Raw genomic sequence first — 12,647 nt, forward strand, 5'->3', positions numbered from 1 at the left:
GGGGGGGGGGGGGGGGGGGGGGGGGGGGGGGGGGGGGGGGGGGGGGGGGGTCGGGGCGGGGGGGGGGGGGGGGGGGGGGGGCGGCCGGCCCCCCCCGCTTTTCAATACAGCCCTCTTCCTCTACCTCTAAAGCACACCCGCACCGCGCAAGCGCTGCAGCTCACCAGCATCCAGTCCCAGCACTTCTGCCAATACCACCTCGGTATGCTCACCCAACAGTGGCGGCGCCCGCCGATACTCCACCGGCGTCTCCGACAACCTGATCGGACTGGCCACCTGTGGCACGCTACCCGCCAACGGATGCGGAATGCTCACCGCCAGCCCTCGAGCCAGCACCTGAGGGTCCTGGAACATCTGCGCCAGATCATTGATAGGCCCACAAGGCACCCCCGCGGCTTCCAGCTGGCTCACCCACTCGGCCGTGGTCTTGAACACCGTGGCCTGGCGAATCAATGGAATCAGCTCGGCCCGGTTGGCCACACGCAGCTTATTAGTAACAAAGCGCGGGTCGTCCGCCCACTGCGGCTGCCCGGCCACCTCAGCAAACTTGCGGAACTGGCTATCGTTGCCCACGGTAAGGATGAAGTCGCCATCCGCCGTCGGGAAGTCCTGGTACGGCACGATATTAGGATGGGCATTACCCAGCCGACGAGGCGCCACCCCCGTGGTCAGGTAGTTCATGGCCTGGTTAGCCAGGCAAGCCACCTGCACATCGAGCAAGGCCATATCGACGTGCTGGCCCACGCCTGTCTGATCCCGATGGGCGAGGGCAGCCAGCATGGCCACCGTGGAATAAAGGCCGGTAAGGATGTCGGTAAGCGCCACACCCACCTTCACCGGCCCCGCGCCATCTTCACCCTCCGGGCGACCGGTCAGGCTCATCAGCCCGCCCAGCCCCTGGATCATGAAATCGTAGCCAGCGCGCTTGGCATAGGGCCCGGTTTGGCCAAAGCCGGTAATGGAGCAATAGATAAGCCGTGGATTGGCCGCCTTCAGGCTCTGGTAGTCCAGGCCATAAGCGGCCAACCCACCCACCTTGAAGTTCTCGATGACGATATCGCACTTCGCCGCCAGCTCGCGCACCAGGCGCTGCCCTTCGGGCTGGGTGAAATCGATGGTCACCGAGCGCTTGTTGCGGTTGGCCGACAGGTAATAAGCCGCCTCGCTGGTGTTTTCACCCTCGACATCCTTAAGGAAGGGCGGCCCCCATGAGCGCGTATCGTCACCACTGCCAGGGCGCTCGACCTTGATAACGTCAGCCCCCAGGTCAGCGAGGATCTGGCCAGACCACGGGCCAGCCAGCACGCGCGAAAGGTCCAGCACCCGCAGATGTGATAGCGCGCCCATGAGCTGGCCCCTTATTAGTAGAAAGCCTGGATACCGGTTTGCGCACGCCCCAGGATCAGCGCATGCACGTCATGAGTACCTTCATAGGTGTTGACCACCTCGAGGTTGACCAGGTGGCGGGCCACGCCAAACTCGTCGGAAATACCGTTGCCGCCCAGCATGTCACGCGCCATGCGAGCGATATCCAGCGCCTTGCCGCAGGAGTTGCGCTTCATGATCGAGGTGATCTCCACCGCAGCCGTGCCTTCGTCTTTCATGCGCCCCAGGCGCAGGCACCCCTGCAGTGCCAAGGTGATTTCGGTTTGCATGTCGGCCAGCTTTTTCTGGATCAGCTGGTTGGCAGCCAGCGGGCGCCCGAACTGCTGACGGTCCAGGGTGTACTGGCGAGCGGTGTGCCAGCAGGCTTCGGCAGCGCCCAGTGCCCCCCAGGAGATGCCATAACGGGCCGAATTCAGGCAAGTGAACGGCCCCTTCAGGCCCCGCACGTCCGGGAAAATGTTCTCTTCCGGCACAAACACGTTGTCCATGACGATTTCGCCGGTGATCGAGGCGCGCAGGCCGACCTTGCCATGAATCGCCGGTGCACTCAGGCCCTGCCAGCCTTTCTCCAGGACAAAGCCACGGATATCACCGGCATCATCCTTGGCCCAAACCACGAACACATCGGCGATCGGGCTATTGGTGATCCACATCTTGCTGCCGCTCAGGCGATAGCCGCCATCAACCTTCTTGGCACGGGTAATCATCGAGCCCGGGTCGGAGCCATGGTTAGGCTCGGTCAGGCCGAAACAACCGATCCACTCGCCACTCGCCAGCTTGGGCAGGTACTTCTGCTTTTGCGCTTCGGTGCCGAATTCATTGATCGGCACCATCACCAGCGATGACTGCACGCTCATCATCGACCGGTAGCCCGAGTCGATGCGCTCCACCTCGCGAGCAATCAGGCCATAGCACACGTAGTTCAAGCCGCTGCCGCCGTATTGCTCGGGAATGGTTGCCCCCAGCAGGCCGACGTCGCCCATCTCGCGGAAGATCGCCGGGTCGGTCTGCTCGTGACGGAAGGCCTCGAGCACACGCGGGGCCAGCTTGTCCTGGGCGAACTGATAAGCGCTGTCACGCACCATGCGCTCTTCTTCAGTGAGCTGCTGATCCAGCAGCAGCGGGTCGATCCAGTTGAAGCTTGCTTTACCGGCCATGAGCGAAATCCTCGAAATAGGGGGCAGTTTCTTGTGCCTTTGAGCCTAGGCCTGATCGGCCGCGGGTACAAACGAGGATTGCGCACCAATTAGTGATAATTTGTCACTCCGTAAATTGGCGAATCGCCATATTGACAGCCTTACAAGTGAGGTTGACGTACATGCGCCGCAAGATCCCCAGTACCGCTGCCCTGGTTTGCTTTGAGGCGGCAGCGCGCAACGAGAGCTTTACCAAGGCTGCCCAGGAACTTGCCCTGACCCAGGGCGCCGTCTGTCGCCAGATCGGTGGCCTGGAGGCCTTCCTCAATGTGGAACTGTTCCGTCGCTCCCGCCGCGGCGTGAAGCTGACCGAGGCAGGCCTCTCATATAGCCGCCAGGTCGCCGCACAACTGGACGCGGTGGAGCGCGACACTTTGTCGGTAATGCGCCAGCAGGGCGCCAATGTGATCGAACTGGCGGTGGTGCCGACGTTCGGCACCCAATGGCTGCTACCTCGGCTCAAGAACTTCCAGCAGCACCATCCAGACGTCACGGTCAACCTCACCAACCGCACCCGGCCATTCCTGTTTGCCGATACCACCTTCGATGCCGCCATCTATTTTGGCGACGCCGACTGGTCCGGCACCCAGTCCCACCGGCTCATGGGAGAAAACCCGGTGCCCGTCTGCAGCCCGACACTGCTGGGCGGGCAGGGCACGCTTGAGGCCCAGCGCATCGCCCTGCTACCCCTGCTGCAGCAAAGCACGCGCCCTTACGCCTGGCGACAGTGGTTCGGCAGCATGGGCATGAATGTGGATCGCGACATGACAGGCCCGCGTTATGAACTATTCTCGATGCTCGCCCAGGCGGCCATGCACGAGATGGGCATAGCGCTGATACCGCCATTCCTGATCCAGCGCGAGTTGCAGGAGGGAAGGTTGGTAGTCGCTAACAGATACGCCCTGACAAGCGACAAGGCCTACTATCTGATGATTCCCGAGCGCAAGGTGGAGTCTGCTTCGCTGCGCGCCTTCCGCGACTGGCTGATAAGCCAGGCCCAGGCGTACACGGCAAAACCATAAACAAGTGCGACAAATTGACTCCGTAGTCAATTATTTTAAACACCTACAGATATAAGTATTTGTCGCATACAGGCAAACTGTTCCGCAAGCACCAAAATACCCTTTAACCCTGCTGACTGCGCGGCTTTGAGGGGTATTTTGCGACATTCAGCAAGTTGTGAGCGAATTGACCGCAATTATTTTTATTTTTTCTCCTAATCTGCCAATAGCCCATGTTTGACGGGCTACAGCCTTATAGCTGCGACAAGCGGTCACAGGGTGACTTGTAGTTTTAACTTGGTTTCGCTCCAGAACTGGTTGAAGGCCCCTGGGTTCGTCTGCAAAATGCTTCGCCCGCCCGGGATACGGCGGGTTGGCGCTCCACAGCCGCCCCAGCGCACCATCCGAAGTGTGCTGGCTTTTACAAAGACAAAAGGTCACCGCAGGAGAAATAGTCGTGCACATTGGTGTTCCTCTCGAGACGCAGACCGGTGAGACAAGGGTCGCTGCGACCCCGGAAACCATCAAGAAACTGATTGGCCAGGGCCATCAGGTCACCGTCCAACGGGGGGCAGGGCTTAACGCCGCCATTCCGGACAGTGCCTATGAAGCCGTGGGCGCTTCCCTGGGAAGCGCAGCCGATGCCTACGGCGCTCAATTGGTCCTCAAGGTGGTCGCTCCCAACGACCAGGAACTGGCGCTGATCAACAGCGGCAGCCTTCTGGTAGGCATGCTCAACCCGTTCAACAGCGAACTGATCGGCAAGATGGCCGAACGCGGCATCACCGCCTTCGCCCTGGAAGCCGCGCCGCGCACCTCACGGGCGCAAAGCCTCGACGTGCTGTCGTCGCAGGCCAATATCGCCGGCTACAAGGCCGTGTTGCTGGCCGCCCATCACTACCCACGCTTCATGCCCATGCTGATGACCGCCGCCGGTACCGTTAAGGCCGCGCGCGTGTTGATCCTGGGTGCAGGCGTTGCTGGCCTGCAGGCGATTGCCACGGCCAAGCGCCTGGGCGCGGTGATCGAGGCGTCCGATGTACGCCCGGCGGTGAAGGAGCAGATCGAGTCGCTGGGCGCCAAGTTCATCGACGTGCCCTACGAGACCGACGAAGAGCGCGAATGCGCCGAAGGCGTCGGCGGCTATGCACGTCCAATGCCGGCCAGCTGGATGCAGCGTCAGGCCCAGGCCGTGCACGAGCGCGCCAAGCAAGCGGATATCGTCATCACCACCGCGCTGATTCCCGGCCGCAAGGCGCCGACCCTGCTCAGCGCCGAAACCGTGGCGCAGATGAAGCCCGGCTCGGTGGTCATCGACCTCGCGGCCGCCCAGGGCGGCAACTGCCCGCTGACTGTTGCAGATCAGGTGGTGCAGGCGAACGGTGTGACCATCGTTGGCCCTACCAACCTGCCGGCCCAGGTGGGCGCTGATGCCTCTGCCCTGTATGCACGCAACCTGCTGGACTTCATGAAGCTGCTGTTCGACAAGGACGGCGCGCTGGTCATCAACCTCGAAGACGACATCGTCGCGGCCTGCCTGATGTGCCGCGATGGCCAGGTCGTCCGCAAGAACGGCTAAGGAGCACGACAATGGAAGACATGCTGATTTCCCACGGCATCTACAACCTGATCATCTTCGTGCTGGCCATCTATGTGGGCTACCACGTGGTGTGGAACGTCACCCCCGCGCTGCACACCCCACTGATGGCGGTCACCAACGCCATCTCGGCGATCGTCATCGTCGGTGCCATGCTGGCGGCAGCCCTGACCGTGACCCCGGCCGGCAAGCTGATGGGCACCCTGGCGGTGGCCCTGGCCGCGGTCAACGTGTTCGGTGGCTTCCTGGTCACCCGTCGCATGCTTGAGATGTTCAAGAAGAAAACCAAGAACGAGGCGCAGAAGTAAGCATGAGCATGAATCTGGTAACGCTCCTCTACCTCGTCGCCTCGGTGTGCTTCATCCAGGCGCTCAAAGGCCTGTCACACCCGACCACCTCGCGGCGCGGCAACCTGTTCGGCATGATCGGCATGGGCCTGGCGATCCTCACCACGGTTGGCCTCATCTATAAGCTGGGCGCTGAGCTTGCTACGGCTGGCATTGGCTACGTGATCGTCGGCTTGCTGGTCGGCGGTACCGCCGGTTCGATCATGGCCAAGCGCGTAGAGATGACCAAGATGCCTGAGCTGGTCGCCTTCATGCACAGCATGATCGGCCTGGCTGCAGTATTCATCGCCATCGCCGCCGTGCTCGAGCCGCAGTCGATGGGCATCGTTGCCGCCATCAGCGACCCGATCCCCACCGGTAACCGCCTGGAACTGTTCCTTGGCGCAGCCATTGGTGCCATCACCTTCTCCGGTTCGGTAATCGCCTTTGGCAAACTGTCGGGCAAGTACAAGTTCCGCCTGTTCCAGGGCGCACCGGTACAGTTCGCCGGCCAGCACAAGCTGAACCTGATCCTCGGCCTGACCACCATCGCCCTGGGCCTGCTGTTCACTTTCACTGGCCACTACAGTGCCTTCACCCTGATGCTGGTTCTGGCCTTCATCATGGGCGTGCTGATCATTATTCCGATCGGCGGCGCTGACATGCCGGTGGTGGTATCAATGCTCAACAGCTATTCGGGCTGGGCAGCGGCTGGCATCGGCTTCTCGCTGAACAACTCGATGCTGATCATCGCAGGCTCCCTGGTCGGCTCCTCCGGTGCCATCCTCTCGTACATCATGTGCAAGGCGATGAACCGTTCGTTCTTCAACGTGATCCTCGGCGGTTTCGGCGGCGATACCGATGCCGGTGCCGCGCAAGGTTCGCAAGAGCAGCGCCCGGTGAAGTCCGGCTCGGCCGACGATGCCACCTTCCTGCTGAGCAACGCCGACAGCGTGATCATCGTCCCGGGCTACGGCCTGGCGGTGGCCCGCGCCCAGCACGCGCTCAAGGAGCTGACCGAGAAGCTGACCCACAACGGTGTGACCGTGAAGTACGCGATCCACCCGGTGGCGGGGCGTATGCCCGGGCACATGAACGTGCTGCTGGCTGAGGCCGAAGTGCCGTACGACCAGGTGTTCGAGATGGAAGACATCAACGCCGAGTTCGGCCAGGCCGACGTGGTGCTGGTGCTGGGCGCCAACGACGTGGTCAACCCGGCGGCGAAAAACGATCCCAAGTCGCCTATCGCCGGCATGCCGATCCTCGAGGCGTTCAAGGCCAAGACCATCATCGTCAACAAGCGCTCGATGGCCAGCGGCTATGCCGGCCTGGACAATGAGTTGTTCTACCTCGACAAGACCATGATGGTATTCGGTGACGCCAAGAAGGTCATCGAAGACATGGTCAAGGCGGTGGAGTAAACCGTCGCTGCAAACCAGCTGATATAAAGGAAGCCCCGGTCAGAATCTGCCGGGGCTTTTCTTTTATTGATCCGGATCAACGGCTCTGCTTCGTAGCTTCTCATACGACCATGGTCGTGGGACGGCAAAGGGCGAAGTCTCTAGACTGCGCTGCAGTAGTTTCAGTAGCCCGAGATAACAATCCATGTACCGTGATCGTATCCGCTTGTCCTCCCTGCACAGCAAGGTAATGAGTGCGGCTGATGCCGCTGGTCTGATCGAGGACGGCATGACCGTCGGCATGAGCGGTTTCACCCGCGCCGGCGAAGCCAAGGCCGTACCGCATGCACTGGCCGAACGTGCCAAGCAGTCGCCACTGAAAATCAGCCTGATGACCGGCGCCAGCCTGGGCAACGACCTGGACAAGCAACTGACCGAGGCCGGCGTGCTGGCTCGCCGCATGCCGTTCCAGGTCGACAGCACCCTGCGCAAGGCCATCAACGACGGCCAGGTGATGTTCATCGACCAGCACCTGTCGGAAACCGTCGAGCAACTGCGCAACCAGCAGCTGAAGCTGCCGGACATCGCGGTTATCGAAGCCGTGGCCATCACCGAGCAGGGCCATATCGTGCCAACCACTTCGGTAGGCAACTCGGCCAGCTTCGCGATCTTCGCCAAGCAGGTGATTGTCGAGATCAACCTCTCGCACAACACCAACCTCGAAGGCCTGCACGACATCTATATCCCAACCTATCGCCCGACCCGCACGCCTATCCCGCTGGTCAAGGTCGACGACCGTATCGGCAGCACCGCCATCCCTATCGACCCGGCCAAGATCGTCGGTATCGTCATCAGCGACCAGCCGGACTCGCCGTCCACTGTACTGCCGCCGGATGACGAAACCCAGGGCATCGCCGACCACCTGATCAACTTCCTGAAGAAAGAAGTCGACGCTGGCCGCATGACCAACAAGCTCGGCCCGCTGCAAGCCGGCATTGGCAGCATTGCCAACGCGGTGATGTGCGGCCTGATCGAGTCGCCGTTCGAAGACCTGACCATGTACTCCGAAGTGCTGCAGGACTCCACCTTCGATCTGATCGACGCGGGCAAGCTGAGCTTTGCCTCGGGCAGCTCGATTACCCTGTCGACGCGCCGCAATGCCGACGTGTTCGGCAACCTGGAGCGCTACAAGGACAAGCTGGTACTGCGCCCACAGGAAATCTCCAACCACCCGGAAGTGGTACGCCGCTTAGGCATCATCGGTATCAACACCGCGCTGGAGTTCGATATCTACGGCAACGTCAACTCCACTCACGTGTGCGGCACCCGGATGATGAACGGTATCGGTGGCTCGGGTGACTTTGCCCGTAACGCCCACCTGGCCGTGTTCGTGACCAAGTCGATTGCCAAAGGCGGGGCGATTTCCAGCGTGGTGCCGATGGTCAGCCATGTCGACCATACCGAGCACGACGTGGACATCCTGGTCACCGAGCAAGGCCTGGCCGACCTGCGTGGCCTGGCGCCGCGCGAGCGGGCACGGGCGATCATCGACAACTGTGTGCACCCGGACTATCGCGCTGCGCTGAACGACTACTTCGATCGTGCCTGCCAGCGTGGCGGCCACACCCCGCACATTCTGCGTGAAGCGCTGAGCTGGCACGAAAACCTGGAAGAAACCGGGCGCATGCTGGCTGTCTGATCCAGCTGTGGTACGGAACGGCGGCCCTGCTTCTGCTGTTCCGGCCTCTTCGCGGGTGAACCCGCTCCTACAAGGCGTGCATAGATTCATAAGGTTGTGCAAATCCCCTGTAGGTGCGGGTTTACCCGCGAAGAGGCCATCTGCAAAACACCTCACCATCAAATATTAACTAAACTGTACTACTGTACCGGTTTATCAACCCCTTCCACCCCTAGCAATTCTCTTCTCGCCACCAAAACGCACCAATAAAGTGCAGACCAGTACAGTTACGCCTATTTCGAGTGCAACAGTAGGGTTACACAGTTAACTGAGCCATCGTCTTTCACTAGAACTGTATCTACTGTTATGGACAGCAGAGGAGGATCATTGGCATCAGTTAAATCACTACCTAATCCCGCCATAAGCGGAAGGATGAAGCATCATGGAACGTACCCTCAGTTCCGGTCTGGTTTTTGAAAGCAACGCCCAGCAATCCAACGCCTCGATGCCGCTGCGCGCACTGTCGACTCTGCTGCTGTGGCAGCGCCGCATGGCCAGCCGCCGTCAACTGGCTCGCCTGGACGCCCGCCTGCTGGCCGACGCCGGTATCAGCGAGTCGCAGCGTTACGAAGAGCTGAGCAAGCCTTTCTGGCGCTAAGCACCGGCTTGCCGGCTTCGGCCGGCACCGCGAATTCCTAAAACCCGTCGCAGGTAACTGCGACGGGTTTTTTATTGTCAGGCCGCATGCTAGAGCCTTTCGAGGGCATGCCGGTACAATTTACAAATTTGCATATTTATACCAGTACAGTTTGCCGGTGCGTTTTTCATTAACATCCAGAAACACCCACGCGTGATACGCTTCGCTTGGCAGTCTGGTAGAAACCACTGTTAAAAGTACCGCGACCAGCAATGCGAGCGTCCGATAAGCAGAACCACCCGACCCTAGTCCAGGAGTCCACGATCATGTCCCGTAAATATCTGATTGGCGCCGCTCTGATGCTGAGCCTGGCCGGCACCGCAAACGCCACCAGTTTTGTTGTCACCACTGACGCTGTAGTGGGTGCGGTAGCCGCGTCCACCGATGCCACCTCCGATGTGTCCTCTTCGTTCCGTGACGACAAGATCGTCCAGGCCGCCCGCGACGACGCCGCCAGCTTCGTGGGTAGCCAAGGCGATATCCGTGGCGCCAAGCTGGAAAGCGCGTTCCTGCACATTCGCTCGCAGATGCCGGCCCTGCAGGCCAGCGACGCGCAACTGGCCCAGGCCATCCTCGCGCTCTGAGCCCGGGTAAGCCCTGCAGCTGTGCTGGTCGCCACCGGCACAGCAGTACCCGCCATTGCCATCCAAGCCTTCAGTTGTTTTAGAGCCCATGCGTTATCTGTTGCCGCTGCTGTTTTCCGCCGCTGGCATGGCCAGCGCCCATGCCATGGACACCACCACGCAAGGCCTGGTCATCTCCGGCTATGCGACCAGCCAGGTCACCACTGCGCCTTTCGATCGCAAACTGGTCCGCCAGGCGCGCGACGATGCCGCCGCATTCGTTGCCACCGATGGCTTGATCCGCGGTGCGCGGCTGGAAGCCGCCCTGGAATCATTACGCCACAATTGCGCGCGGCAGGCCGTCGGCGACCTGGAACTGGCGCAGGCAATTCTCGTCCAATAACTACACCTGACTCCCTGTATTTTTCGGAGATGCTCCATGCGTAAACCGCTGATTGCCGCTACCCTCGGCATGCTGCTGCTGGCCGACCTGGCCCAGGCACATACTCTGGTGGCCACCAGCAACATCATCGTGCGGGCCTTTGGCCGTTCGATCGACTTCACCTCGGACACCACAACGTCGATCCGCGACTCCAAAGTGGTACGCGAAGCCCACGACGACGCCGCCAGCTTCGTCGCCAGCAAGGGTGACATCCGCGGCGCCCAGCTTGAGGCTGCCTTCAACACCCTGCGCGAGCGCGTACCGGAAGCACGCGGCGCCAGCGACCAGGTACTGGCCGAAGCCATCCTCGCACTGTGAAGCGCATACGCGCCTGGCTGTTCGGCGGCGCCCTGGCGCTGCTCGGCACGCCCGCCCTGGCCGACCTGCAGCTTGAGCTGCAGGCATCCGGCCTCGACCTACAACAGACCCAAGCCAGCCAGGCCCTGCTCGACGAGGCCATGGCCAAGCTGCCCCCACGCTTCAAGCAACAGCTCGACCGCCGTGTGCAGGTCAGCTGGAGCGACAACATGCCGGCCGACGCTTACGGCCAGGCATCGCTGGTCTCCACGCTTGAGCTCAACCGCCGCCTGCTGCCCGGCCTTACCGATGGCAGTGCCGCCCGCGAACGTACTAACCGCCCCCACGGCACGGTGCGGGAAGAGCTGCTGGCCACCGTGCTGCACGAACTCAGCCATATCTATGACCGTGCCCGACTATGGCCAAGCGCCGAGAAATCCCTGATTGCCCGCTGCAAGCGCCAGCAAGGCACGCTGGGCAAGGTCGGCCTGCCAGAAGAATGCCGTGGCCAGGCCGAGCGCCGCTTTACCCTCAGCGACGACCCGCGCCTGCTCGACCTCGCAGGCTGGCCACAATACGTGGGCCGGCGTGGCGAGCGCGAGCAGCACAACGGCCAGTTCGTACGCAGCCCCGACAGCTATGAACTGAGTAGCCCCAAGGAATACATCGCGGTCAACATGGAGTACTTCCTCCTCGACCCGAGCTACGGCTGCCGCCGCCCCGCGCTTAACCAGTACCTGCGCGAACACTTCGGCTGGGCACCGCAACAGGACACCTGCGCCAAGGGCCTGCCGTTCATCAACGCCGGCAGCGACTTCGCCCGCCAGCCATTAGGCGAAATCGACCCTGAGCGGGTCTATGAAGTGGACTACCTGCTGGCCGAAGCCAACCAGAACCTGGTCAGCCGCTGGGGCCACAGCATGCTGCGCCTGGTCATCTGCAAACCGGGCCGCCCACGCGGGCCGGACTGCCGGCTGGACCTCGACCAGAGCCTGGTGCTGTCGTATCGCGCCTTCGTCAACGACGTACAGTTGTCCAGCTGGGACGGCCTGGTCGGCGTCTACCCGTCGCGCCTGTTCGTGCTGCCGCTGGGCCAGGTGATCGACGAATACACCAAGACCGAGCTGCGCAGCCTGGCCTCGGTACCGTTGAAGCTGAACCGCGACGAAATCGAGAGCCTGGTGCGCCAGGCTGCCGAGATGCACTGGAGCTACGACGGCAACTATTGGTTCCTGTCCAACAACTGCGCGGTGGAGTCGTTGAAGCTGCTGCGCAGCGGCACCGCCAACCCACAGCTGAACGACCTCGACAGCATCATGCCCAACGGCTTGCTGGCCGTGCTCAAAGGCAGGGGCCTAGCCGACACCAGCGTGCTCGACAACCCGCGCGAGGCGCTACGCCTGGGTTACCGTTTCGACTCCTACCGTGACCGCTACCAGGCCATGTTCGAAGTACTGCGCAAGCAATTGCCGATCAAGCAGGCACAAGTGGAAGACTGGCTGGCCCTGGATGCCGAACAACGCCGCCTGTGGTTTGCCAAGGCCGACCTGCGCACCAGCGCTGCCTTGCTGTTGCTTGAGCAAGCCAGCTTGCGCCGGCAACTGCTGCTGGCCCAGGACGAGGTCAAGCAGCGTTACCTGAATGCCGCCGCGCTGAAGGATGGCAGCATCAACAAGGCCGACGCCACCCTCAAGCAGATGCTCGCCAACAGCGGCTTCCTCAGCCGCCCGGCCGAACTGCTCGATGCCAAGGGCTACGGGTTGCCGCAGCCGGAAGAGCGTAAGCACCTGGAGCAGGAGAGCAAAGAGCGACAGGCACAGCTGCTGCGCTTGAGCACCAGCCTGGACAAAGAGGTGAGGGCGCTGCTGGACCCTTCGCGGGCCAGGGAGATTGCCGCGGTCGAGGCCAATGTGAAGCAGATCGGTGAACATTTGCGGGCATTGCACAAGGCTGCGGGTGGTTTGCAGTTGTGATGTTTGCAGGGCTGGCCTCTTCGCGGGTGAACCCGCTCCTACACAGGAATGCGCAGGGGTTGTGATGTTTGCAGGCCAGGCCTCTTCGCGG

At 61.8% G+C, this 12,647-nt stretch carries 12 protein-coding genes; 10 read left to right on the top strand and 2 right to left on the bottom strand.

Features of this window, described 5'->3' with window-relative positions; all coding sequences use genetic code 11:
- Nucleotides 1-126: 126 nt before the first annotated feature.
- Complete coding sequence (locus tag IAE39_RS16280; protein WP_201204195.1) at nt 127-1,347, bottom strand: CaiB/BaiF CoA transferase family protein; 1,221 nt, start codon at nt 1,345-1,347, stop codon at nt 127-129.
- Nucleotides 1,348-1,361: 14 nt separating this feature from the next.
- Entirely contained in the window at nt 1,362-2,543 is a 1,182-nt protein-coding gene (locus tag IAE39_RS16285) for an acyl-CoA dehydrogenase (RefSeq protein ID WP_201204197.1), read from the bottom strand.
- A 161-nt stretch (nt 2,544-2,704) separates the two neighbouring features.
- On the opposite strand from IAE39_RS16285, the gene IAE39_RS16290 reads away from it, so the two are divergent.
- The 10 genes from IAE39_RS16290 (at nt 2,705) to IAE39_RS16335 (ending at nt 12,556) form a co-directional block, all read left to right on the top strand.
- Nucleotides 2,705-3,604: a LysR family transcriptional regulator gene (locus tag IAE39_RS16290; RefSeq protein ID WP_201204199.1), complete on the top strand. Its 900-nt coding sequence runs from the start codon at nt 2,705-2,707 to the stop codon at nt 3,602-3,604.
- 436 nt (nt 3,605-4,040) lie between these two features.
- Nucleotides 4,041-5,162, top strand: a complete 1,122-nt coding sequence (locus IAE39_RS16295) for a Re/Si-specific NAD(P)(+) transhydrogenase subunit alpha (RefSeq protein WP_201204200.1) — start codon at nt 4,041-4,043, stop codon at nt 5,160-5,162.
- An 11-nt stretch (nt 5,163-5,173) separates the two neighbouring features.
- Nucleotides 5,174-5,488 carry an NAD(P) transhydrogenase subunit alpha gene (locus IAE39_RS16300; RefSeq protein ID WP_003256966.1) on the top strand — a complete coding sequence of 105 codons (315 nt, stop codon included), beginning with the start codon at nt 5,174-5,176 and terminating at the stop codon, nt 5,486-5,488.
- 2 nt (nt 5,489-5,490) lie between these two features.
- The gene (locus IAE39_RS16305; protein ID WP_176683041.1) at nt 5,491-6,927 is read left to right on the top strand and encodes an NAD(P)(+) transhydrogenase (Re/Si-specific) subunit beta; all 1,437 of its coding nucleotides are present in this window, start codon (nt 5,491-5,493) and stop codon (nt 6,925-6,927) included.
- Nucleotides 6,928-7,111: 184 nt separating this feature from the next.
- Nucleotides 7,112-8,605 carry an acetyl-CoA hydrolase/transferase family protein gene (locus IAE39_RS16310; protein ID WP_201204202.1) on the top strand — a complete coding sequence of 498 codons (1,494 nt, stop codon included), beginning with the start codon at nt 7,112-7,114 and terminating at the stop codon, nt 8,603-8,605.
- Between the two features lie 421 nt (nt 8,606-9,026).
- Nucleotides 9,027-9,242, top strand: coding sequence for a DUF1127 domain-containing protein (locus IAE39_RS16315; RefSeq protein WP_201204204.1), 216 nt, complete (start codon nt 9,027-9,029; stop codon nt 9,240-9,242).
- A gap of 305 nt (nt 9,243-9,547) precedes the next feature.
- Nucleotides 9,548-9,865, top strand: a complete 318-nt coding sequence (locus tag IAE39_RS16320) for a DUF2388 domain-containing protein (RefSeq protein WP_201204206.1) — start codon at nt 9,548-9,550, stop codon at nt 9,863-9,865.
- A gap of 88 nt (nt 9,866-9,953) precedes the next feature.
- Entirely contained in the window at nt 9,954-10,247 is a 294-nt protein-coding gene (locus IAE39_RS16325; protein WP_201204214.1) for a DUF2388 domain-containing protein, read from the top strand.
- 36 nt (nt 10,248-10,283) lie between these two features.
- A complete protein-coding gene (locus tag IAE39_RS16330; RefSeq protein WP_201204216.1) occupies nt 10,284-10,604 on the top strand; it encodes a DUF2388 domain-containing protein in 321 nt (106 codons plus the stop codon).
- Nucleotides 10,601-12,556, top strand: a complete 1,956-nt coding sequence (locus IAE39_RS16335; protein WP_201204218.1) for a DUF7844 domain-containing protein — start codon at nt 10,601-10,603, stop codon at nt 12,554-12,556. The genes IAE39_RS16330 and IAE39_RS16335 overlap by 4 nt, the downstream gene beginning before the upstream one ends.
- Nucleotides 12,557-12,647: the final 91 nt, after the last annotated feature.

The organism is Pseudomonas sp. S37 (genome assembly GCF_016658545.1).
Classification (GTDB): domain Bacteria; phylum Pseudomonadota; class Gammaproteobacteria; order Pseudomonadales; family Pseudomonadaceae; genus Aquipseudomonas.

Excerpts from the sequence above, each read along its gene's own strand:
- IAE39_RS16330 (WP_201204216.1), top strand. The coding sequence starts at position 10,284 with ATGCGTAAACCGCTGATTGCCGCTACCCTCGGCATGCTGCTGCTGGCC.
- IAE39_RS16320 (WP_201204206.1), top strand. The coding sequence starts at position 9,548 with ATGTCCCGTAAATATCTGATTGGCGCCGCTCTGATGCTGAGCCTGGCC.
- IAE39_RS16325 (WP_201204214.1), top strand. The coding sequence starts at position 9,954 with ATGCGTTATCTGTTGCCGCTGCTGTTTTCCGCCGCTGGCATGGCCAGC.
- IAE39_RS16300 (WP_003256966.1), top strand. The coding sequence starts at position 5,174 with ATGGAAGACATGCTGATTTCCCACGGCATCTACAACCTGATCATCTTC.
- IAE39_RS16310 (WP_201204202.1), top strand. The coding sequence starts at position 7,112 with ATGTACCGTGATCGTATCCGCTTGTCCTCCCTGCACAGCAAGGTAATG.
- IAE39_RS16285 (WP_201204197.1), bottom strand. The coding sequence starts at position 2,543 with ATGGCCGGTAAAGCAAGCTTCAACTGGATCGACCCGCTGCTGCTGGAT.
- IAE39_RS16290 (WP_201204199.1), top strand. The coding sequence starts at position 2,705 with ATGCGCCGCAAGATCCCCAGTACCGCTGCCCTGGTTTGCTTTGAGGCG.
- IAE39_RS16315 (WP_201204204.1), top strand. The coding sequence starts at position 9,027 with ATGGAACGTACCCTCAGTTCCGGTCTGGTTTTTGAAAGCAACGCCCAG.
- IAE39_RS16280 (WP_201204195.1), bottom strand. The coding sequence starts at position 1,347 with ATGGGCGCGCTATCACATCTGCGGGTGCTGGACCTTTCGCGCGTGCTG.
- IAE39_RS16305 (WP_176683041.1), top strand. The coding sequence starts at position 5,491 with ATGAGCATGAATCTGGTAACGCTCCTCTACCTCGTCGCCTCGGTGTGC.